The sequence below is a fragment of the Fluviispira vulneris genome (assembly GCF_014281055.1).
GTDB lineage: Bacteria > Bdellovibrionota_B > Oligoflexia > Silvanigrellales > Silvanigrellaceae > Silvanigrella > Silvanigrella vulneris.
The window spans coordinates 449,555-472,478 of the sequence record NZ_JACRSE010000004.1 but is presented as its reverse complement, the minus strand read 5'-3'; the positions used below and the strand labels follow the sequence as shown (position 1 = coordinate 472,478).

Below are 22,924 nucleotides of genomic sequence, written 5' to 3'. Positions count from 1 at the left end.
GGAAATAATTTTGAAACGCATTGAGAAGTAAATTTTTTTGATATTCATTTTGTTTCCCTACTTTCATTATTTACTTGTTTCAAATTTGTAATTTCTTGAGCATTTAAAATTGAATGAAGATCTATTATTGTTATAATTTTATTTTTAAATTCACACATTCCTAATATATAATCATTTGGGATTGTGGATTCTATTTTAGGTTTTTGTCCATGTTCTAAAAAATTAAGGCGAAAGACTCCTTCCAATTGATCTGTGATAACTGCTAAAGTTCCGCTTGGTAAATTTAGGATAATCATTGCTGAATTTTTCTCAGGGGAATCTAAACTTGGGTAGCCAAAGCGTAGACGTAAATCAATTGCACCGACAATCTCTCCTCTGACATTAATAACACCAATGTATGATTGAATCGTATTCGGCACAGGTTTGGGAGTTTGTCTTTCTATAACTTCTCGCACTTGCATTAAATTTGTGCCATATATTTCATTATTCAAATGAAAAACTAAAAATAAATTTTGATTGTTTTCATCGTTATTCAAAATTATTCTCCATTATTTCAATATGATTAATGTTTACATTAGGAAGAACCAATTGAGAAATGAGTTCTTTTAAACTTAAAATAAAAGCGGGTTCACCGCTCGGTAAAACAGCTGATCCTGTGAAAAATTTAAAATCATTAAACTTTTCACTTTTCTTTTTAAAGACAATGCATTCAATGCCAATAATATGATCGATTTCAAAAGCATAAAACTGTTTATTAAATTCAACTAAAATTGCTGAATTATTCATTGCAATTGTTTTTGATTCATTTTTATTATGATTCAATAAATAACTGCCTAGATTTTTAATTATGACAGGTATATCTCTTACAAAAATCATTCTTTCACTATTTGTGACTGTATCAATTTTAAATTTAGATAAATCAAGAACTTCTTCAATTTCAGATATGGGAATTACATAATTTAAATTATCAGTTTTAATAATAAGTGTTTCTATAATCGAAAGATTTGCTGGTAAATGAAATTCAAATTTTGAGCCTTCATCAATTTGACTTTGAATATTTACATGGCCACCAATCTCTTGTAAAACTTGTTTAACGACATCTAAACCGACACCTCGACCAGAAACTTCTGTAATTTTTTCTGCCGTGGAAAAACCTGGAGAGAAAAGGAATTGGTAGATTTCCTGTTCACTGAGTTTTGCGTTTTCTGCTACCATGTTTTTCTGCACAGCTTTTTCAAAAACTTTTTTTGCGTTGATTCCTTTACCATCGTCAGTAATTGTTATGATCACATGGCTTGTGTTTTGCGTGGCTGAAATTTTTATGGTTGCGACCACAGGTTTAGATTTTTTTACTCTTTCTTCTTCTGGCTCTATGGCATGATCAACTGCATTTCGAATGACATGTACCAATGGATCCATTATTTTTTCAATAATTATTTTATCAATTTCAATATGGGAACCTTCCATTATGATTACAATTTTTTTATTCTGCTGAATTGCAAGAGAGACAGCTGTTCTTTCAAGACGTTGAAAGATAGAAGTGAGTGGTACCAGTCGAAGAGAAAAAACATTTGACTGCAATTCTTTAATTATTTTTTTACAGATATTGACTGCATTGTTAAAAGAATTTGAACTATATTTATTATTATTTTTGCAGTGAAAAATAATGGCATGATTGGAGCAAAGTTCACTGATATGATTCATAATTGTTTCAATTTTGTTGATGGGGACTCTGATTGTATCTATTTTATTGATTGTATTTGTTTTAGACTTTTGCTCTTCTATTTTCTTTCTCTCATCTTTTTCAGGGGGGAGGTTTTCTTGAAAGACACCAAATCCTATATTTTCAGACTTATTTTCCGCATTTTCAGGGGGGAGGTTTTCTTGAAAGACACCAAAACTTATTTCTTCAGATTTTTGATTGCTGGGCAAGTTATTAAATTGATGAAGGTAGACTTCAAAATCGGATATATTTTCTGGTATGTAGTTTAAGTCGTTATTTAATTCTTCGCACCAATTTTCTAAAAGTGAATGGCATTTGAAAAATAAACTTATTAATTCCACGTTGAACTCTCTTTGTCCATCGCGGAGGAGTGATATAATATCTTCTATTTTATGGATAAATGTAGCAAAGGACTCTAAGCCAACGGAACGGGCAGAGCCTTTTAAGTTGTGCGCTAGGCGAAATAAGTTTGCAAATAATTCTTGTGAAGGATGTTTTTCCATCTCGATACAAGTTTTTTCCCAAAGCTCAAGATTGTCCTGAGCTTCTTCTAAATAGGATCCTATAAATAAGCTTATATCTTTGTTATTACTCATATTTGCATCCACAACCTGATTATCACATCAGAGTGTTATCGTCTGAAAGGGAGGGTATATGAGGCTTTTTTAGAGGCAGGTTTATATAAACTAGCCAATATGCAGGCTTATTTTAAGACCTGTGGCTTCGCTGATCTCAGCTATGGTGTCCAACGTGAGATTTGAATTGCCTTTAAGAATTTTTGCAAGAGTTGCGGAGCTCATATGCAGTTGTTTTTTGAATTGATTAAATCCAATATGATGGCTCGCCATATATTGGATAAGCGCTTTTGAAACAGCTTCGGTCATTTCATTTCGAGCTTTTGCTCTTTTTAAAGCACGTGTATGAATATCTCTTATTTCATCTTCAGAAAATATTTCTTTTTCAAGCTCATCTAAAGTTTGAAATTTGTCATAATCATTTTTGCTAAAATTCATTTTAGTCATGTTGCACCTCATTTTTTAGCCGTCTTTTTGCTAACTCAATATCCCTGTTTTGGCTTTGTTTATTACCTGAATTTACTACCAAGCAAACAATATTGAAGCCGTCAAAACCAAAGTATATCCTGTAACCAGCTCCCGTTCGTAAGTCTCTGATTTCCCATAAATCACCTTCGAGATGCTTAAAAACTTTTGGTCTCGAATATGGCCCATCTAATGCGAGATCTCGTAATAAATCTCCTAAATATTACCGGTCTTCTTTAATTAACTTTTTCATCCACTTAGCAACTGGTTTTTCACCATTATTTGTTACGTAAAAAACACACGATAATCACTCTTCATCCTTGATATTACCTATCGGTTTAAGTTTAGTATACTAAACTGCTTTATTAAAGTAAACTAAATTTTAGGTGTTTCAATGAAGAATTTTAAAGCTTTGATTGTCTAGGATAAGTGCATTATTTCATTCAACTTTATAATTTCTCCTCTGTGTCCTTGACTTATTCGCATAAGCCAGCTAACTACCTTTTAGCAAAGTTTTATCGCTTTGGCTGTGCTGATTGCGACGGGGAAATACCGGATCCCATTCCGAACTCCGAAGTCAAGCCCGTCTGCGGCAATGGTACTGCACTCTTAAGTGTGGGAGAGTAGCTCTGTGCAGCCTTAAATTTTAAACCCTCTGGATAAATCGCCAGAGGGTTTTTTTATTTATCAAATATTTTTCAATAATTTAGTCGTTCACAATATCGAGTAAAACCTGATCGAGTGACATATTTTCTATTTCATCACAGGTTTTTGTATCGCAAATATCAAACTTCGCGCCAATTGAGACCATATCATCATCAAGTTTTTTTAAGAAATCCCGTGCGTATTTGTCATCTCCGATTTGGATAAACGAAATTCCGAATTCATTGTCACTTTCTATTTTTTTGCTTGTTTCGAGAATTAAATTAGCCAAACTGCGTTGCCCTTGCACGCCATCTGTTGGCTCCCCATCTGTGACAACGATTACTGAAGTAGGTTTGTCTGAGTGATTGAAATGATTGTTAATAACATCGGTGAGAACGGGAACAAAATCTGTTCCACCATTGGGTGTGACTTGATTGAATATTTCGACAACTTTATCGGCTGTGGTGTTTGGGAAACGTTGGAAGCTTCTATTAAACGTATAAATATCAATTCCATCCGCATCATATTCTGCGCATTTTCTTGCTAGGGCAATCACGGATTCTTTGGCATAATTCCAGCGTGTGGTTGGATTTTTTTTGCTCACGGGTTCGGACATGGATCCTGATCTATCTATGACTACGACATAATTTCTCATATTTAAATCTCCTGTTTTTATCATAATGAACTCCAATTAGCTAAAAAGATCGTTCACTCTATTCTTGTCAGTATCAATCTTTTTTTCTTTATTTATATTCCACATTTCCTCCATTTTTAAATTTTGTTTGAACTCATTATTGTATTTATTATCAGCACCAGAAAGCATCAATTCATCATCGAGTGTTTGGTTGCTTTTTTGATTTAATTGGATAGAAATTTTTGCAGTGGCTTTTATTTTCGCATTGTATTCTTGAACTTTTTCTAGCGTTTTATTATAATTATTTTCTGAAATCGTGCTCAAATTTTTTTCAATCTCTTGAATTTTTTTAAAGGAGTTTATATTTAAGAGTGTTTCTTTTTCATGTTCTTTCAGGTTAGTTAAATTCGCCTGTATCTGTTCTTTTTTTTCATTATAATTATCGATCAATTCATTTTGTTCTGCAAGATTGACATGAATATCTTCGATTCTTTTCTGAAGACTGTCTCTTTCATTTGCCAATTTGCTATATTCTTGCTTTAGGGACTCATCTTTTGTTGATTTGTAGGTTTGGATCAGTTCAGCTAAAATCAATTGCAGCTCTTGACTTCGACTTGTTAAATTTGTCAGATTTTTTGCTTTTTCATCTCTTATAAGACTGAGTTCATGAATGGCGCTTTCCATAAGCTTCAAATCATTTTTTAGATTTTCCTGTAATTGAACAAATTAATTTTTGATCTCGTCATATTCCGAGACCACTGGTTTTTTAGTTTCTATTTCTTTTACAGAGGTATTATAGGTGCTTTTTTTGTCTTTTTTATTAAATCGATTAATAATAAAAAAGACTATAATAGCAAATACAAAACCAAATATAAATAATCTCAAATAGATCTCCTTTAAACTCAAAATATTTTTATGGAGATTTTTTCGATGTCATTTAGAAAAAATAAATCACAGAAATTCTAAATGAAATTTTATAAAAAGTACAATCGATATTATGTTTTGTCAACTTTAGTGGGGGGTTAGCGGCAAAGGGTTTGCTTCGAAGAAGTTTCCGTTGCCCAAGTTATTCGTTATAATATATCTCTCTCTTCTAAAAGAAATTTGCCTATTCAACTTAAATTTACAGAAGATAGGAAAATTATATTTGTGAAAAATGAGAGTTATGAATAAAAGAACGTCTATTTTTTTGAGCAAGAATATTTATTGTTGATTTATTTCGTAAATGAATTAAACTAAATTTCATAAATTTAATCTTTCCGAAAATAATTAGGTTAAATATGAAAAACTTCTCGAAAATAAAGAGCGCAATATATTTTTCTATCAAATTGTTATTAGAAAATAAGAGTTCATATCTTTATTTTTATTTTGCACTTTTATTGGTGGAGGCTTTTCTTGGGAAGTGTGTTTTTATTTTTCAATATGATCGCATGGGGATAGCTGGCGGCGAGCTGACAAAGTACGCGACGAGCGTATTTATTATTCCTCTTATCGTTATTTATTTTGCCATTACGATATTAAATCCATTGATTATGCAATTAACCGAATTGTGTTTTCAAAGAATGCAGGTTTTTATAAAGGCAAGGCTGGCTTTAGCTATTTTGACAATGCCATATGATTCCTTTTCGCAACATGACAAAGGATATTATACATCAGTCTATACAAAAGACTCATACTTGGTTGCGCAGTTTAATACCAAAAAGTTATTGCCGAACTTCAGTTTGCTCATCCGCTTTATTCTTTCCTGCGTATTAATTGCTTTCTTGGATTTGCGAACGATATTTATAGAAATTCTTGCACTAGCCGTTATTCTTAGTTTTCGCAAAATCAATCAGGTCAGACTCGAAGCGACTCTTCCGGGATTGTATAGCGCATTTGATAAATTAACCGCTTTTTATCATCAGATCATAGACAATGCCTCTTCTATTCGCATGAATCGTTTTGTCAATATGTATCAATTAAAATACAATGGTGCATCGGAGAACTTAAAGAAACAGAATGATTATATATATACAACTCATGGAAAAATATCTATATTTACTGCCATTGTGAGTTTTGTAACGATATTAGTTATATTAATGCTGAATTATTATTACCCAAAAGGTACTCTATCCTTTGTTAAGCTATTTTTGTTATTTTTATTATCACGAGAGTTATTTATTTCTGCGGATCGCATGATAGAGTTTTTCTTTGAGCTGGAAAAATCTGCGACTTCAATCGAGCGCATAAAGAGAATGCTCGAGGCAGGGGAAAAGCCTATGACTTTTCTGAGTTCCTATTCTCATAATATAGCAAATACAAATTCCGTAGCTTCAACAAGTACATTGTTAGAATTAAATAATATTTGGTTTCGTTTTCCATTTGCTACCGAAGGGGAAAAGCGCTGGTTATTTTCTGAGCTGAATTTATCTTTTGAATCGGGGAAAATTTATGGAATTTCCGGGGAATCTGGGGGTGGAAAGTCAACTCTACTCCATCTTATTGGTGGGCTTTATGCTCCCACACAAGGCTCCATAGTAATAAAGAATTCAGTTCAGGGAATTGCAGATGCTCAAATAGCGCATATTGGCCAGAGACCTTTTTTATTAAAGGGGAGTATTCGGGAAAACCTCTGTTGTGATTCCATTGATAGCAGTGCAGAAGAGCTCAATAAAACCCTCTCAGAGGTGGGCTTGCTGTCTTCCCTCAAGTATTTTGCCCGAGGGTTTGAAACCGATCTTGACGAATATTTGGGAGGACTGTCTGGCGGACAGATACAAAGACTTGAGGTAGCACGTGCTATGCTGCGAAAAGCGTCAATCTATCTCTTCGATGAGCCTACAAGTGGTCTTGATAGCGAAAGCAAAGAAAAAATTCTGCAGGTGATTGAGCGGCTGAGACAGGAAAACAGCATAGTTATTGTTGCTTCACATGATCAATCGCTGCTGAAATTGGCCAATGTACGTTTGCACGTTGAACAGAACAAAATATACTTTTCTCCGCAAAATCCTCCAATCAACCCTTGTCATTCTTGAAATTATAAGATATGCACTCCTCTCGAGCTCAGGGCTGAGGCTTAATGCTCGGAAGATTATATAGAAGGGGGGTGAACAATATGCCAGTTGTAAAGATTAAAGAAGGTGAAACCTTTGAAAGCGCGATGCGTCGTTTTAAGAAGCAATGCGAAAAAGCAGGTATTCTCTCTGAAATTCGCAAACGTGAGCACTATGAAAAACCCTCTGTTAAAATCAAGAGAAAACGTATGGCTGCTCGTAAGCGCGCTCTAAAAAAACAAAAGAAACTCATGGCTTAATGAGTCTTTGTTGAGCTAAAAGAGAGCTTTAAAGAAAGAGAGAGTTGTGAAAAACGGCTCTCTCTTTTTTTTCCTAAGTGCTCAAAGTGTGATAGGTTCAAACTCCTCGGAGTGGAGAAGAAAAACTTCAACAAATGGTGAGGTTCTTATTTGAGGCTTCGCAAGCAATCTATTCAGAATATTATTGATACCGTTAACTTACCAGATCACCTCAAACGCTACTTAGAAGTTAAGCGTTCGGGCAGTCATTCTGTTGCCAAATGTCCATTTCACCAAGATACATCCCCAAGTTTATGCATTTATACAGATAACTATCATTGTTTTGCTTGCAAAGCGCACGGCAACTTAATTGATTATGAAATGCATAGGACAGGTGCTTCTTTTCGTGAGGCTGTGCAAAGTTTAGCTGAAATGTATCAACTTCCCTTAGAGTATGAAAGCCCAAGCGATCAAGATCCTAAGAGTCATTTGAGTGCTGCTTTTTTTGAGAAGCAGAATAAAAACCTTATGGATATGGAAGCTTTTTTTAAAGAAAATCTTTTATTACTGCTTAAAAATGCAGAAAAAGAAAACAGTGCATTCTATTTGTTTTTAATAGACCAACGAAAATTTGATTATGGCTATTCTGGATCAGCGCAGGCTTGTCATGATTTTTTTAGTAAAAGAGAGTTTGGCAATTATAAACCGTTTGATTTATCTGAACGTCTGGTATTTCCAATTTATAAAGACAGCGGAAAAATAACTGGCTTTCTTTTTTCAAAAAAAATTGCGATTGAATCCATTAAAACGGAAGAAGATTGTCTGCAGCTATTTACAGATTTAGAGCAATACACTCCCTATCCAAAATCTTTTTTACCAGTAATGAATTGGCAAAATGCACGTTCCCATGCAGCAAAAGCAAAGCAATTATTTGTTGTGACAAACCTAGTTGATTTTCTTTTTTTAGCGCAAAGAAATATTGCAAATACAGTGGTATGTATCGGTGAAAAATTGGATTTAAATTTAACGAAAATCTTTGCCAAAAGAGTGCCTGTAGTTACCTTGGTTCTCGAGGATTCCAAAGCTTGTAATTCATTTTTGTGGAAAACTTTTGTTGATAATATTCATCTAGAAGACATTACTTTACAGATATTAAAATTTCCAAAAACGGCAGGTGGATTGAGAAATTTCTTAACAAACTATGACGATAATGGATTGCAAAAATGGCTTTCCCAAATAAAATTTGTAATAAATGAAGTAACAGAAAAAGTAATTTATGCTGAGCATGTGTCTGAATCTCAAAAAATAGAAGAATTTAAGAAATTTATAATACCTGTTTTGAACAAAATAGAAGATTTTGAGCGAAAAAATAGAATTTTGGATAATTTGAGTCGCATTTATTTTGGTTCAGCTAAAGAAATTTTATTTCAAGCACAAAGCAGAAATAAGTATGACTTAAATTTCAAAAAAGAAAATAAAGAAATTAATTATTTAAAAAAAGAAGAAAAAAGTAAGGATCAATTGAGCATAAAATCAGTTGAAAAAGTGGATGTCATTCCTGAAAATAATTTAAATAAAATTGCGAGTGAAAAAGATTTTTTACATAAGACAATTCTTTTTTACCATAAAATTTTAATGTCCGAGAAAGGCAAAGAAGCGCAAGTTTATCTTTTAGAAAGAGGCATTTCCCATGAGCAAATCATTGCGTGGAATTTGGGTTTTTGCCCTGGAAGCAATGATCTATCTCGTAAAGTTGAAAATAATATTATTGTTTCTGAAACACCGTTAAAATTGGGTCTCATAAAACCGAGAATGAGTCAGGGAAAATATTTCGATCTTTTTCATGATCGAATTATAATTCCAATATATGGAACAGATGGAACTCCCGTGGCATTAGCTGGTCGACTTTTTTTTAAAAACCAAGCATTGCAAGCAAAAGAAATGCCAAAATATATTAATTCACCAGAATCTGATTTATTTGCAAAGTCAAAAATTTTATTTCATTTTTATGGTGCTTTAAAATCGATAGTCAGCTATGGGTATGTTATTGTTGTTGAAGGATATATGGATTGTATATCTTTGGTCAATGCGGGCGTCACTAACACAGTTGCTGTTATGGGTACAGCTTTGACTCAAGCGCATATGGAAATCTTAACTAAAGTGACAAAAAGAATCGTCCTATGTTTTGATAGTGATCAAGCGGGTCAAAATGCAGCGAAAAGATCTTTTTCAGTGGCTTTTCCTTACTCTGGCGTCGATTTAGAATATATGCTTCTTCCTGTTGGGAAAGATCCTGATGAATTCATCCATAAGTTTGGAGTCGAACGGTTTTTTAAATTAACAGAACAGCGTATACCTTTGTTACATAAAATTTGTGAATGGTTGTTAGTTGAATCAAATTCTCAACCAGAGCGATTTTTAAGTTTAGTGAAAGAACAAGTTCTTGCTTTAGTTGCTTTGCATCCAGATCAATCTACTCAAAATGAAGTTTTGAGTTTTTTGTGCGAAAGATATTTTTCAAATATGACCGTTTCAAGTTTGCGCAACGAAATGGGGAAAAAGTCTTTTTCTGTAAATCGACCTTTGGCAGTAAAAGAAAGCCCGATTTTGCAGGAAAAAACCCTTGAAGACTGGCCAGTTTTGAACACTCATGAGGTTAAATTTCTCTTTACCCTAGTGCATTCAAAGTTTGCAGAGCTGCCTGACCGACTCAGAAATGTGGCTCAAGGACTTTCCAGTGGTGAAGAGAGTGATGAAATGTATTGTGCTTTAGCTCTTAATCATCAAATGTCTGCGCAAAGTTTTGCGGTTTTTCTTGAATTCATTGCCATAATGATTGAAAATCCCTATGTTAGTTTGCTAGATTTAGAAGGCTTGAATTCTTGGGAATTTTCTTCTCATGCAAAGCTCCTTATTGCTTATGTGACTTCGGAAGCACATGTATTATTACAATTTCATAAGGAGGAATTGTTGAAGGAAGGCTTGCCTGGCAATGTGTCCATGATATCATTAAAAAATATTTGGGATCTAAAAAACTCTGGGTTTTTAAGGTTTCAGCTGCGAAACGTAAAATTGTCAGCGCAACGTGGTGGATTGAGTTCATTTGTTGCAGAGACTTTACTCCACCTTGAACTCGATTATATTGATAATGCTCTGCGGGCATTTTCGAGTTTTCATTTTGATAACGAGATAGATAAGCAATTTCAAGATCTTGTCAAGGAGAGAATGCGACGACGTACAAAATTTAGCAATTTCGAATCTTTTAGTTTGCAATGAAAGAAAAATCATTTCAAATTATTTCTTTTGTGCTATTCAAGCATCGCTGTTCGAATAGTTTTTTGTTTTGTGATTCTTGGGGGTTTTTAAAATATGACGAATTCCAAGTCAAAGTCAGCTGTCATTGGTAGTCAGAAACGTGCTTCTGAGCATACCCAAAGCAAAGAAAAAACTATGAACGCAAAGCCTGCACCACAGGCAAAAAAAGTAGAAAAGACTCCTGCGAAAGCTCAGCCTCAAGCAAAGTCTGCGGAACCATCTAAGACAGTAAAAAAAGAGAATCAGCCTTTGACTAAAAAACAATCTGTAAAATCATCTGAACATGTTTCTAAAGACTCACCAGAGGCTGCTCAGGAGGTGAAAAAAACTCCTGCAGTGAAATCTGAAAAAGATATGAAACATCATGCCGTTAAACCCCAAAGAGAGCCAAAAGAGGCTGAAAAACTTGGGGAAAAATCAAGTCCTTTTAAGTTAGAGAAAAGTGGAAAAGTGAGCGATAAAGAAACGAGCAAAGTCCCGTCTGCGGCAAAAAAATCAGTTAAACTGACCTCTCCGGTTGCCTCAGTGGCAAAGGGAAAAGAAGAGCCTCAAGCTGCTTCCGTTCTCGCTGCGCATACGGCAAAAGGAAAGGACGAGCTAACAACATCCTTAGCTGCGCCTAAGCAAGTCAAAATTGTACGGGCAAAAGCAGAGGGGGCAGGCGGAAAAGCGACTGCTGTAAAAGCCGCAAGCCCAGCAAAAAAAACTGTCGAAAAATCTCATGAAAATACAGAAGCTGAAAAGTCACACACAGCAGAAGCAAGCGTGGCCAAAAAAAGTCCTGCGAGAAAAGCTCCTGCTGCGAAAAGTGTAGAGTCAGCTAAATCTTCAGATTCCCTAAAGGGGTTAGACTCAAGCAAAGATAAAAAGGCAAAACCAGCTGCTGATAAAGTTGTTTTAATTAAAAAAGAGAATAAAGCTACAGCCTCTGCTGTGCAAGAAATCGAAGAAAAAGACAAAAAAGCAGCGGCTGCCAGTGCATCTTCCGCTGCAGCTGCAAATGCCAAAAAGAAAGATGTCAAAGCGGAGTCAACTAAAAAGCCCGCAAAACAAGCAAAAGGCAAAGGCGCCGATTCCGAGGAAGAAGATTCTTTCGATGAAGTTGCTGTTGATGAAGAAATTGATGATTTCACTCTAGATGAAGAAGAAGATCTTCTTGCAGAAGTCGATTCCGAATCTGAAGATCCAACCGCATTGCCAGAAGATGACTTCTTAGCAGCCGAAGAATTTGGTGCTGACCTCGGTGGTGAAGAAGAAGACCTCGATGCTGCGGGGCGTAGCAATGACCCTGTGCGCGTCTATTTGAGAAAAATGGGGCAAGTGGCTCTTCTTTCCCGCGATGGTGAAGTTGAAATTGCTAAGAAAATTGAAAATGAAGAAAATAAGCTGCTTGAGCATTTGGTTTCATTGCGTATCGGCATCAACCATATGTGCGATGTGGGACAAAAATTTATCGACGGTATTATCAAAGCCAAAAACCTAGTTAAGGGTTTTGATGATGAGCAAGATCAAGCGAACGATGAAGGTCAATCCCAACGCGTGCGCGTCCTTGTTGAAAGCTTTATGAAGCTTGCGAACACAGCGGTTGAAATTGAAGATAAATTTGGCTTACAGGGACTTGATAAACTTTCTAACCATGAACGCGAAATTCTCAATGAATCGCGCAGCCAAATGTTTGAAATTATCAAGGAAATCAATGTCAATCGTCGTATTATTCAGCAGATTGTAACGGAGCTCGACACGCATGCAAAGTCAGTCTCTGACTGCATGAAAGAAATCAATAAAGTTAAAGTGAGAACACGTCTCGATGAAGCGCGTTTAGCTGCTTATTGCAATAACAATGCTTCTCGTCCCATCGAAGTGAATTTCTTAACCGAAAGAGACTGGGAAAACTTTAAAAACACTTATATCTCTGCGCAAAACGCAATCCTATCAAGTGAACAAGCTTGTTTCTTAAGCAGAAGTGAAATTGCGATAAAGTACCAAGTGATAAGCAATGCAAATCGCTTTGCTGAAGAAGCTAAGCGTGAGCTGATTGAAGCAAACTTGCGCCTCGTTGTTTCGATTGCTAAAAAATACATGAACCGTGGACTTCAATTTCTCGACCTTATTCAGGAAGGTAATATCGGCCTGATGAAAGCCGTCGAAAAGTTTGAATACCGCCGTGGTTACAAATTCAGTACGTATGCGACTTGGTGGATTCGCCAAGCTATCACACGTGCGATTGCAGACCAAGCGCGCACGATCCGTATTCCTGTGCATATGATTGAAACTATTAATAAAATGGTACGAACTAGCCGTCAGCTTGTGCAGGAAATGGGGCGTGAACCCACTCCCGAAGAAATTGCTCAACGCATGGACATGAGTATTGAAAAAGTACGTAAGGTGATGAAGATTGCCCGCGAACCGATTTCTCTCGAAGCTCCTATTGGCGAAGAAGAAGACAATCACTATGGAGACTTTTTGGAAGACAAAACCCATGGTGCGCCTATTGACATCGTGGCGAACCAAAGTCTTTCCGACCAAACCAAAAAGGTCTTGGCAACTTTAACTTCGCGTGAAGAAAAAGTTTTGCGTATGCGTTTTGGTATTGGTGAAAAGACAGACCACACACTCGAAGAAGTGGGGCAAAGTTTTGATGTAACGCGTGAGCGTATTCGTCAGATAGAGGCCAAGGCATTGAGAAAGCTGCGTCATCCAAGCCGTTCTAAAAAGTTAAAAGCTTTTATAGAAAGTTAAGAGAAAAGGTGTTTCGTTTAAACAGCGAAACACCTTTTTTTAATAAAATTCTTTTTCAGCTTCTATTTTTATTTTGCCTGTAAAGTTGTGGAGAGGGACATAGCCCTTTTCAATAGCAATACGCGCTGCGGCGATTTTCGGGAATTTACTTCCAATAGAATTGAGCAGCTGTTCAGCAAGAAACTCAAGTAGTTTAATTTTATTCAGTTCTTTTATTTTTTCTGTGATATATTCACACACATAACTATAATCAACCGTATTTTCAAGCTTATCATTGGTATCATTGATTTGAATTTTGAGAGAGAGATCAAGTCGCAAATTTTGCCCAATTTTCTCTTCATATTGGTTGGCTCCTAAGTAAAGAAAAACTCTTAGGTCAGTTATGTGTATCCAACAGAATTCTTGTTTTTTTAGTAGCTTATTGTTGTGGGGAACTGCGCTCATTTTTTATTCCTCAATTTTTTGGCGATAAGCGAGAAACAAAGATATAAAAAAGATCCAATGTATTTGTTTCTCTTTTTTATCCACAGCATCACATAGAACAAAGGTGACCTTATGACAAACCCAATGAGTTCAGAGACTGCAAAAAAATATATAGATTTGGCAAATAAATATGGCGCGCACAATTATCATCCACTTGAAGTTGTGTTGACAAAAGGTTTTGGAGAATGGGTTTGGGATATCGATGGGAAAAAATATTTGGACATGTTAAGTGCTTACAGTGCGGTCAACCAAGGGCACTGTCATCCACGTTTACAAAAAACTCTTATGGATCAATCGCAAAAAATCACTTTGACTTCCCGCGCTTTTCACAACGACCAAATGGGACCATGGCTTAAGCAGCTCACAGAGATGTGCTCTATGGACATGGCATTGCCAATGAACACGGGAGCAGAAGCAGTTGAGACAGCTATTAAAATAGCACGTAAATGGGGTTATGTCGTAAAAAAAATCCCTCTTAACAGCGCTGAAATAATCGTCTGCGATCATAACTTTCATGGCCGCACTTCAACGATTGTAAGTTTTTCGAGTGAATTACAGTATAAACAAGAATTTGGTCCATTTTGTGGCGGCTTTCGCGCAGTCCCTTTTGGCGATGCCGATGCCTTAGAAAAAGCGATCACCCCAAATACAGTGGGTTTTTTGTTTGAACCTATCCAGGGTGAAGCTGGGATTATCATTCCACCTGAAGGGTATTTATCAAAAATTAGTTCAATATGCAAAAAACACAATATTTTATGTATTGCTGATGAAATTCAAACAGGTATGGGAAGGACAGGTAAGCTTTTTGCTCACCAATACGAGGATTGTCATCCTGATATGCTTATTCTTGGCAAAGCACTTGGTGGAGCGTTTTATCCGATTTCAGCTGTCGTTGGTTCCAAAGAAGTTATAGGTGTGCTGAAACCGGGCGACCATGGTTCAACCTTCGGAGGCAACTCGCTTGCTTGTGCTCTTTCACAAACAGCTATGGATATAATCGTTGAAGAGGATCTCGCGCAAAGAGCATTCAAACTTGGTGAAAAATTTAGAAAGTCTTTGTCCTCTCTTCCGTCACATGTTGTAAAAGAAGTGCGTGGAAAAGGTCTGTTGAATGCGATTGAAATTCAAAAAGATGCCGGACACGGTCGTTTTTACAGTGAACTTTTACAAGAAAGAGGTATACTTGCAAAAGAAACTCACGATGTGACCATACGCTTTGCTCCTCCCTTAATTATTCAGGAGTCAAGTTTAGATTTCGCTCTCAAAACCATCACCGAAGTTTTTTCTAAAACTCAGGATGCGTGGAACAAAAAATAAGATTTGACATTTGCAAGGTTGGTTGTTATAAAAATATGTGCTTTCATAGCCGTCCGTTAAAATGGCGCAACCAGCCAAAATCCCTTCTTATTTTTCCCTTCAACTTTTTTTCTTTTGGAATCATTCAGCATGGCAGATGACAAAAATAATGATGACTTCGATAATGAGTCACCTTCATCCCGTAAACGTACAACAAATACAACGACTACAAGAAGATACATTCGTAGAACACCCGATGAAAATAATCTTTTCAGCGAGAACAACAACTCTTCTGCAAATTCGAATGATAGTTCGGATTCTGAAGGTATCTCTACTTATACTCCTTCACGTCGTATCTTTACGCGATCAAAAGACTCATCCAATGCTCCTTCTTCTCCAAATAATCAGAGCATGTCATCTTCAAACTCTTCAATGGGCTCTTCGGCTGCTTCCTTTTCACCACGTCCGTTTGGTATGAATGCGCCTCCCCCAAATAGAATGGGTTCTCCTCAAGCTTCTATGAACGCAGGAGGAGGCTCTACAAGTCACCCTGCTTCTCCTGCTATGCAGCAGAGTGGAAGTGCTCCGCATCAAAATCGTTCTTTTCAAGGGCAAAACAATTTTTCTCAACCCTTGAATCGCAATCCAAACATGGGCAGAAGACCAGAAAATCCTCGTCCAGTTGTGAGCGGTGATGAAAAAGAGCCTGAATTCAATTCCGAAGTTCCTGTTATGAATCTTAAAGAACTCAAAGAAAAACACATCAGTGACCTTGTTCATATGGCAAAAGAAATGGGCATTGATGGTGCTGCGAACTTAAGAAAGCAAGATCTCGTATTTGCTTTGCTCGAAGCACAAGCTGTGCGCAATGGTGTTGTTTATTCTGAAGGTGTGCTTGAAACTTTACCCGATGGTTTTGGTTTCTTAAGAGCACCTGACTACAATTACTTGCCTGGGCCAGATGATATCTATGTCTCTCCTTCGCAAATCCGTCGCTTTAACCTGCGCACGGGCGATACCGTTTCTGGACAAATCCGTCCACCAAAGGACAATGAGCGTTATTTTGCCTTGTTAAAAGTTGAATCTGTGAATGGTGAAACACCTGACTTCACAGGTGAGAAAATATTATTCGATAACTTAACAACCATTCACCCTGACTTCCGTTTTAAACTTGAACACGATCCTCAAGTTTATAGCACACGTCTTATCGATCTCTTTGCGCCTATTGGGAAAGGGCAGCGTGCTCTTATTGTGGCGCCACCAAAGACCGGTAAAACAATTCTTTTACAAAATATTGCGAATTCCATTGCGCAAAACCATCCAGAAGCCGTTCTTATTGTATTGCTTATTGATGAGCGTCCGGAAGAAGTTACGGACATGGAACGCTCTGTGCGTGGAGAAGTTGTCAGCAGTACTTTCGATGAACCTGCGCAACGGCACGTCCAAGTAGCCGAAATGGTCATTGAAAAAGCGAAACGCCTTGTGGAACACAAAAAAGATGTTGTGATTTTGCTCGACTCAATCACGCGCCTTGCCCGTGCTTACAACAGCGTTGTTCCACCCAGTGGAAAAATCTTAACAGGTGGTGTGGATGCCAACGCGTTACACAAACCAAAAAGATTCTTCGGTGCTGCGCGTAATGTAGAAGAAGGCGGAAGCTTGACCATTATTGCAACAGCATTGATCGACACAGGCAGCCGTATGGATGAAGTTATTTTCGAAGAATTCAAAGGGACAGGTAACATGGAACTTGTACTCGATCGCCGCTTAGCAGAACGCCGTGTGTTTCCTGCTATCGACATTAACAAGAGTGCAACCCGTCGCGAAGATCTTCTTCTCGGTAGAGAAACTCTCAATCGCTTGTGGGTTCTCCGCAAGGTTCTTCATCCTATGTCACCGATCGAATCTATGGAGTTCTTACTGCAAAGATTCGAACGTTGTGAAACCAACGATGATTTCCTTAACAGCATGAACGGGTAACTGTTTTATAAGCGAAATAATAATAAATAGAAAGAGCCTTTTATTTTAAAGGCTCTTTTTTTAATAGAATATATAAATTTTTTAATTATAAATTATTCTCATAATTTTATATGAATCACTTGTGAAAGAAATTTGATCTGACCCAAGGTTACCAGACGCACTGCTAAGTAATATGAATTTTTAGCGAGGTGTTTAGTAGATCAATGTGCTACTTCTTAAAGATTTTTGCAAGTGGATATTATTGTTAGGGCTCAAAGCCTAGGTCGTAGTTAATACCTAATTATTTAAAAAAATAGAGGCGGCTAAAAATATCATAACCATCCCAGATATATAAGAAACATATTTTATTTTATTTTTAAATAAGTGAGATGCTTTTCTTGCAATGATTATATAAGTAATCATTGCAAGCGATACCGTTGATATTTGTATCATGGCAAGAACAAGATTTTGAATTAAAACATTTTTTTCAGAAACTATATAATTTGGCATTAATGCAATATAAACAAAAAGGATTTTAGGGTTTGTTATGCAGCAGAAAAAGGCTTCCGCAAATAATTTTTTTCTTTTTGGGGGAATGTAAACATTTTCTTCTTTGATTTTAAATCCATGTTTGTAGAATATATTTTTCAACCCTAAATATACTAAGTAGAGAGTTCCCAATACTTTTAAAATATTATAGAAATTTTTTGAGATATTAAAAATACCCTGAATACAAAATATACTAAATATAGCATAGATAAAAAGAGCTGTAACTGTCCCAAATACAGCAAAAATTGCATATTTAATATGATATTTTAAGCCATTATCTATCATTAGAACAACGTTTGGACCAGGAGAAAAGGCTAGTAATAAAACGGTAAAGAAAAAGATAAGGTACATTTTGCTAAAAACTCTTAATTATAAAATTGTAAAAAAAATTATCGAATATTATCAATAATTAATCAGCATCCAATTGGATCAACGTAAAGATATATTAGAAATTAAATATTTTATCTGATCGTACCTCCCTCATTTCAAGTTGACACTTTTTCAACAAAAAAAGTGGATATGAGCAGAAATATATTAATATGAATATTAAATCTACTGCGGAAAATAATAATGTATTCATACTGAGTTTGTGTTCATTATAATACTGTCAACTCTTTGTTAAAATTGAGTAACAATTTGAATAAACAGTCATTATTGATTTTTTACAAAAAACCAAATATAAGATGAAATTAACTTGGAAGAATTTTATCAATATAATGTTTACTCACAATTTGATAAAAATTTAATCTAGAGGGGATTGTAAATTTCATTCAAATTCGGCACGAGTTCCCGATTGAAAGCAGCAACATTTATTGTGAACTGAGTCAAATTGGCACTTTAAATAATTTTTCATCAACTGGAATTGGATTTAATAATCCAATTGGCATTTAAATTTATTCTCCATAATTTTAAATGATTTTTTTCAATTCGTTGTAATTTATTTGCTATACCATCGCTCTCAGAAAATGAGTTAAAAATTTGACATTTAGAGATGCTAATTTTTGCTTAATATGTGATTTTAAATCAACAAATTTTAATGACACATTCAGGAACAAGTAAGAATTAATTTTATGAATGGAGAATTATTATGGCGAGTGGTTCAAATAAAACACAAAAAATGACTCAGAAAAGCACGAAATCAGAAGCTATTGAAAAGAAAACTAAAGGAACAGATAAAAGTAGCAAGATCACATATACGCCTTTTTCAACACCAGCCTTTATTCAGGATTTATCCGGAAGCGCTCAGGTGGATCTTAATTTCAAATGGAATTTAAATGCCAATGCCTTTACAGAGCAATCTATTGCTGGGGATCCCTGGAATCAGGGGTATTTAGATAACACTGGAAAGTTTGTCACATCTCCTCCTCAATCCTATTATTATAATTTAGGTACAACCAATATTCCGGCTGGAACAGCAGCTCTTCCAGTTGCATGGATCGCATTTCCACGCAGAATTCAATATTATTTGGGCAAAAATAATCCAGAAACCAATCCTTATAATTTAGATCAACAAAAATTGTTTGAGTTAGCAGACACCGGTTATTACACAGACAGTTCAGGTGCTCGGCATTCTTTTCCACAAATTCCAGTGAGTTTATGTCCAAATCCGAATTGGAAAGGAGAATTGCACCCCTATGGGCCCTATGGTCCCAGAGGTTGGCAGGATGAATACAGTGAATGGAGTGTCACTCGCAATAGCGCAAGAAAGATAACCCGGGTTGATTTTGTCTGTGAAAACCCAGAGTATTGGTACACTCTCTGGAGTGTCGATCCCAACACAGTGGCTAAAAAATATGAAGAAACTCTTAATTTCGGTTTACCAGCAAACAGCCCATATACCATCAGCGTGAAAGTTGAAGAGCTTTATTTGCGTGATCCTGTTACGGGAAATCCTGTCATCGATCCCTCTACCCAAAGACCTGCGTATAACCCATTAAATAAATGGAATTCAGGACCACTTTCTGTGCGGGGCAGTGCGCCTTCCGGTGGTGCAATGCACCTCACAAGTTCTCCAAATACTCTGCAAACAGAAGTGGGGTTGGCAGGCGCGGCCACTGTGCAAAGAAATGTTGGCAATGTAAACCCTCAATCGCTTATATGTTGTAGTCAATACGGTCAATCCTTTCGCAACAGCGATCCTTTTATTGGTCAATCGGTAAACCAAGTGGTGGGGGGCACTCCTGCTGCAAAAGTTTCTTTGGCCAATCCAATTGGGCTGTATATTCAAAAACCTGATTTCAGCAATTACCAATTGTTCGATGATCCCAAGCTCCCTGCAGGGGCAAGTGTAGCTGATTGTTGGCAAGTTGTGCGTGGGCATGAAATGTTAATCGATCCGGTAACCAATCAACCATTTAACGGAAATTTTATTCTGCATGCAGTCTTTCAAATACCTGCAAAATGGATTGCTGCCGGTGTGACAAAAACCATTGGTGATATCAAAATCACTTCAGGCGGAGTTACATCCAATATTCAGTGGGCAGGTCAAATCGCTCAAACGTATCATGTTGGTTTATTTGCACGGGGCCTTCCAGCAAATGATTTAGATCCAGTGAGTTGCGCTGTTAACTTAAGTAATCCTACGGATGATGCAAAATTACCACCTGCGCAAGCACAGCCTGTGCAGATGATGTATCAGTCTATTTGGAATGCATATTACGGAACAAAAGTACCTAATCCTGTTAATTTCCCCATGTCACTCGCTACAAATTCTGTCATTGTGCCTGTGCAAGTAAGACAAGGAGATCAAGGTTTAAAAATGGTTTTGATCTGCTCTACTGCTGTGAAAGGTGCTGGAAATGCTCTTCCAACAGTGGTTGCATCACCCAATTCAGGAATTTCTATTACAGTGGATCAAAAAGCAGGGTTGCAAGATGTGACTTATGCTGCGCCAGGGAATTCGTATCCGAGTGTATTTAATATGCTCACCTTAACGGTAAATGTCGATAAAAATACAACTCCAGGACTTTATGGAATTCAAGTAAACAATCCCGGAACAGGCATGCCACCCGCAGTGACTGGGCCAGGATTCATATATGTTTTTCCTTCATGAATCTAAATTATTTTAAAAACAATAAATAAAAATGTGTGAGAAAATTTGTCCAAATTAATTTTTTTTGTTTTAATTTTTGAGGAGAAATAAATTAATGAAATTTTTTTATTTACGATTAAACGTTTTATTAGTGTTCATTTTTTCTTATATATTATCCTCAAATAATTTTTTATCATTTAAAGCATACGCTCAAGGAAGTGTGCCTGGAAATTGCTCAACGCCTCCACAATTAAATTCTACAATTCCTACCGATATGGGGGTGCCGAACTCCCAAGCAAATGCAAACTGTTTTGCTTGGCAACAATTTCTTGCTTTAAATTGGGTTGCAGATACAAGCACATGTGCTGCAGATAATTCTGTAAAAGCGAGTGATTTTGGCAAAGCGAATAATACAGCACCTGTTGTGTGGGAAACATATAAAGAAGCCGCAGAAATATTCTTGGCTCAGGCACAGAAACCCGCTCCTTGGTGCAGTCAACAGGCATTGCCTCAGCAATGGAAGAGTAAATTAAAATCTGTTGCAAAAACATCCAAGCATGGCTTTAAAGTCATGGCATCCATTTCTAAAGCAGCAAATAATGCGGAGGTATTAAATTTAAATGAATTTGGGCAAGCCGGAACAAATAATTCATGGATAACTTCACAAGCAGGAAAACTTGCGTTGTATGAAATACGGGTGAATCAAGATGAGTTTAATTATATCAATGATAATCAACTTTATAATGCACAAGTTCAACAAAAATTTGTTACGACTCAAGGTATAAACTTACCCGACGGTTCAGCAACTTTTTCACAATATGGAAAGATAGGCGCGATAGAATTAAAAGCTTCGTGGGTTGAACTCCCGGATCCAAAAACCTGGCCTTATTATAAAATTTCTAAAGCTATTGTAAGTTATCCAAACGAAAAAAATCCTAAAGAAGTGACAGTAGGACTGACGGGCTTGCATATTATTCATAAAACCAAACGCTCTCCCCAATTTATTTGGGCAACGTTTGAACATATAAACAATGCACCCAATGCGAATAAACAAAATATGCTTGCTTGGTATACTTTTTATAATTTAAATTGTGATCCAAAAACAGATCACTATCAATGTGCTCCCAATGCACAACCAGCAAGTGCGACTCCACAAAATCCCTATTTCCCAAATTATCCTAAAGATCCCTATGATGCACCTATACAAGTTGTCCGTTTAACTCCTATTCCAAGTGATTCTACTAATAACGTTGCTGGTTTGAATGCATGGGTTCAGAAAAATGTAATTGCACAAGCTAATCCAAATTCCGTATTTCTCAATTACCAATTGGTCAATGTTGTCTGGGCAAACAGTCCTGAAGTGATTGAGCCTGGGGCAAGAATTCCTTTACCAGATGGTAATCAACAACCCGATCCTGCCAATACGACTGTTGCTAATACGACTTTAGAAACGTACTTTCAGCAAACAAAAACCTGTTTATTTTGTCACCAAAATGCAAGTTTAAAGATGCCAAGCAGTCAAAGTTCAAATGCAAATAAATTAAAATCAGTTTCAAACGAAATTCTTCATTTATTGCAATTAAAAAATAATAAGCAACTTAAATCAAATAAGAGTAGCACAGCTCCGTTTGCGTCCGATTATTCCTTTTTATTTTATAGCGCTGCAAGTCCAAGTTCAGACGCAAAATCAAAAAATAGAAAATAATAGAAAATTGGTAACCTATATTTTTTTTCTTAAATAATTGACAAAATTTAATAATATAATTAAGTTTTTATCTTAAAAATTTATTTCCAAAAATTCTAAATAAGGATTTTATATGAAAATATTTATTATTTTAAAGACTTCACTTTTATTAATGTTGCGAGAGCCTTTGGTTTTTTTGTTTAATTTATTAATGCCCTGCTTTATGTTTTTTTATTCTATTCGCAATGATATGCAAGACGCATACTATATAAAAGAAACATTTATGTATTTTATTTCATATATTTTTTTTTGAATTGCCTTTTTGGTGTGGGAATATGTTTAAAAACATGGAGAGAAAATATTTTCTTATTTTCTTTTTGTAAAAACATAATGGCAAAATTTTATTTGGTGCTTGGTCTTAGTCTGGGAGTCAGCTTATTCAATATAGCAAGCTTCCTGCTTTTGTATTTCTGCGCAAGTTATTTTCTAAATTTTTTTCAAATTGATCTATTCTATTGCTTCAGATTAATGCTCTTCATATTATTTATTTCCCTT

Annotated in this window: 15 protein-coding genes, 1 rRNA gene and 1 pseudogene; 9 read left to right on the top strand and 8 right to left on the bottom strand. The window is 36.0% G+C overall.

What is annotated here, in order from left to right; genetic code table 11:
* Nucleotides 1–44 precede the first annotated feature (44 nt).
* The 4 genes and pseudogenes from H7355_RS11345 to H7355_RS16225 all read right to left on the bottom strand — a co-directional run.
* Nucleotides 45–536 carry a chemotaxis protein CheW gene (locus H7355_RS11345; protein WP_186647524.1) on the bottom strand — a complete coding sequence of 164 codons (492 nt, stop codon included), beginning with the start codon at nucleotides 534–536 and terminating at the stop codon, nucleotides 45–47.
* Nucleotides 529–2,319 (bottom strand): chemotaxis protein CheA, encoded by a 1,791-nt coding sequence (locus H7355_RS11340; RefSeq protein ID WP_186647522.1) that lies wholly within the window; start codon nucleotides 2,317–2,319, stop codon nucleotides 529–531. Before H7355_RS11340 ends, H7355_RS11345 begins: the two co-directional genes overlap by 8 nt.
* A gap of 90 nt (nucleotides 2,320–2,409) precedes the next feature.
* Nucleotides 2,410–2,745 carry a helix-turn-helix domain-containing protein gene (locus H7355_RS11335; RefSeq protein ID WP_186647520.1) on the bottom strand — a complete coding sequence of 112 codons (336 nt, stop codon included), beginning with the start codon at nucleotides 2,743–2,745 and terminating at the stop codon, nucleotides 2,410–2,412.
* Nucleotides 2,738–2,965: pseudogene (locus H7355_RS16225) on the bottom strand (type II toxin-antitoxin system RelE/ParE family toxin); the annotation flags it as partial. The gene H7355_RS11335 and the pseudogene H7355_RS16225, both read right to left, overlap by 8 nt.
* Nucleotides 2,966–3,288: 323 nt before the next feature.
* Between H7355_RS16225 and rrf the strand changes: the two are divergent.
* A 5S ribosomal RNA gene (gene rrf, locus H7355_RS11325) occupies nucleotides 3,289–3,403 on the top strand.
* A gap of 66 nt (nucleotides 3,404–3,469) precedes the next feature.
* Here rrf and H7355_RS11320 read toward each other — a convergent pair.
* Complete coding sequence (locus H7355_RS11320; protein WP_186647518.1) at nucleotides 3,470–4,087, bottom strand: VWA domain-containing protein; 618 nt, start codon at nucleotides 4,085–4,087, stop codon at nucleotides 3,470–3,472.
* 12 nt (nucleotides 4,088–4,099) lie between these two features.
* On the bottom strand, nucleotides 4,100–4,735 hold the full coding sequence (locus tag H7355_RS11315; protein WP_186647516.1) for a hypothetical protein: 636 nt from the start codon (nucleotides 4,733–4,735) through the stop codon (nucleotides 4,100–4,102).
* 587 nt (nucleotides 4,736–5,322) lie between these two features.
* On the opposite strand from H7355_RS11315, the gene H7355_RS11310 reads away from it, so the two are divergent.
* The 4 genes from H7355_RS11310 to rpoD all read left to right on the top strand — a co-directional run bounded on the left by H7355_RS11310 (nucleotide 5,323) and on the right by rpoD (nucleotide 13,367).
* Nucleotides 5,323–7,056 carry an ABC transporter ATP-binding protein gene (locus H7355_RS11310; RefSeq protein WP_186647514.1) on the top strand — a complete coding sequence of 578 codons (1,734 nt, stop codon included), beginning with the start codon at nucleotides 5,323–5,325 and terminating at the stop codon, nucleotides 7,054–7,056.
* 80 nt (nucleotides 7,057–7,136) lie between these two features.
* The gene (gene rpsU, locus H7355_RS11305) at nucleotides 7,137–7,334 is read left to right on the top strand and encodes a 30S ribosomal protein S21 (RefSeq protein ID WP_148698276.1); all 198 of its coding nucleotides are present in this window, start codon (nucleotides 7,137–7,139) and stop codon (nucleotides 7,332–7,334) included.
* Nucleotides 7,335–7,484: 150 nt separating this feature from the next.
* Nucleotides 7,485–10,589 carry a toprim domain-containing protein gene (locus H7355_RS11300; protein WP_186647512.1) on the top strand — a complete coding sequence of 1,035 codons (3,105 nt, stop codon included), beginning with the start codon at nucleotides 7,485–7,487 and terminating at the stop codon, nucleotides 10,587–10,589.
* 93 nt (nucleotides 10,590–10,682) lie between these two features.
* Nucleotides 10,683–13,367: an RNA polymerase sigma factor RpoD gene (rpoD, locus tag H7355_RS11295; protein WP_186647510.1), complete on the top strand. Its 2,685-nt coding sequence runs from the start codon at nucleotides 10,683–10,685 to the stop codon at nucleotides 13,365–13,367.
* 39 nt (nucleotides 13,368–13,406) lie between these two features.
* On the opposite strand, the gene H7355_RS11290 is transcribed toward rpoD, so the two are convergent.
* The gene (locus H7355_RS11290) at nucleotides 13,407–13,811 is read right to left on the bottom strand and encodes a dihydroneopterin aldolase (RefSeq protein ID WP_186647508.1); all 405 of its coding nucleotides are present in this window, start codon (nucleotides 13,809–13,811) and stop codon (nucleotides 13,407–13,409) included.
* Nucleotides 13,812–13,922: 111 nt separating this feature from the next.
* On the opposite strand from H7355_RS11290, the gene rocD reads away from it, so the two are divergent.
* Nucleotides 13,923–15,167 (top strand): ornithine--oxo-acid transaminase, encoded by a 1,245-nt coding sequence (gene rocD, locus H7355_RS11285; protein WP_286190787.1) that lies wholly within the window; start codon nucleotides 13,923–13,925, stop codon nucleotides 15,165–15,167.
* A 543-nt stretch (nucleotides 15,168–15,710) separates the two neighbouring features.
* Nucleotides 15,711–17,126 carry a transcription termination factor Rho gene (gene rho, locus H7355_RS11280; protein ID WP_390808420.1) on the top strand — a complete coding sequence of 472 codons (1,416 nt, stop codon included), beginning with the start codon at nucleotides 15,711–15,713 and terminating at the stop codon, nucleotides 17,124–17,126.
* A 276-nt stretch (nucleotides 17,127–17,402) separates the two neighbouring features.
* Here the strand turns inward: rho and H7355_RS11275 are convergent, their stop codons facing one another.
* Nucleotides 17,403–18,005 carry a LysE family translocator gene (locus H7355_RS11275; RefSeq protein WP_186647506.1) on the bottom strand — a complete coding sequence of 201 codons (603 nt, stop codon included), beginning with the start codon at nucleotides 18,003–18,005 and terminating at the stop codon, nucleotides 17,403–17,405.
* Between the two features lie 736 nt (nucleotides 18,006–18,741).
* On the opposite strand from H7355_RS11275, the gene H7355_RS11270 reads away from it, so the two are divergent.
* Together H7355_RS11270 and H7355_RS11265 are read left to right on the top strand one after the other, a co-directional pair.
* Nucleotides 18,742–20,706, top strand: a complete 1,965-nt coding sequence (locus H7355_RS11270; protein ID WP_186647504.1) for a hypothetical protein — start codon at nucleotides 18,742–18,744, stop codon at nucleotides 20,704–20,706.
* Nucleotides 20,707–20,800: 94 nt separating this feature from the next.
* The gene (locus tag H7355_RS11265) at nucleotides 20,801–22,390 is read left to right on the top strand and encodes a hypothetical protein (RefSeq protein ID WP_186647502.1); all 1,590 of its coding nucleotides are present in this window, start codon (nucleotides 20,801–20,803) and stop codon (nucleotides 22,388–22,390) included.
* Nucleotides 22,391–22,924: the final 534 nt, after the last annotated feature.

Bases quoted from the DNA above. Each gene is read 5' to 3' on its own strand.
- H7355_RS11340 (WP_186647522.1), bottom strand. From the start codon at position 2,319: ATGAGTAATAACAAAGATATAAGCTTATTTATAGGATCCTATTTAGAA.
- H7355_RS11335 (WP_186647520.1), bottom strand. From the start codon at position 2,745: ATGACTAAAATGAATTTTAGCAAAAATGATTATGACAAATTTCAAACT.
- H7355_RS11320 (WP_186647518.1), bottom strand. From the start codon at position 4,087: ATGATAAAAACAGGAGATTTAAATATGAGAAATTATGTCGTAGTCATA.
- H7355_RS11310 (WP_186647514.1), top strand. From the start codon at position 5,323: ATGAAAAACTTCTCGAAAATAAAGAGCGCAATATATTTTTCTATCAAA.
- rpsU (WP_148698276.1), top strand. From the start codon at position 7,137: ATGCCAGTTGTAAAGATTAAAGAAGGTGAAACCTTTGAAAGCGCGATG.
- rpoD (WP_186647510.1), top strand. From the start codon at position 10,683: ATGACGAATTCCAAGTCAAAGTCAGCTGTCATTGGTAGTCAGAAACGT.
- H7355_RS11290 (WP_186647508.1), bottom strand. From the start codon at position 13,811: ATGAGCGCAGTTCCCCACAACAATAAGCTACTAAAAAAACAAGAATTC.
- rocD (WP_286190787.1), top strand. From the start codon at position 13,923: ATGACAAACCCAATGAGTTCAGAGACTGCAAAAAAATATATAGATTTG.
- rho (WP_390808420.1), top strand. From the start codon at position 15,711: ATGCAGCAGAGTGGAAGTGCTCCGCATCAAAATCGTTCTTTTCAAGGG.
- H7355_RS11275 (WP_186647506.1), bottom strand. From the start codon at position 18,005: ATGTACCTTATCTTTTTCTTTACCGTTTTATTACTAGCCTTTTCTCCT.
- H7355_RS11270 (WP_186647504.1), top strand. From the start codon at position 18,742: ATGGCGAGTGGTTCAAATAAAACACAAAAAATGACTCAGAAAAGCACG.
- H7355_RS11265 (WP_186647502.1), top strand. From the start codon at position 20,801: ATGAAATTTTTTTATTTACGATTAAACGTTTTATTAGTGTTCATTTTT.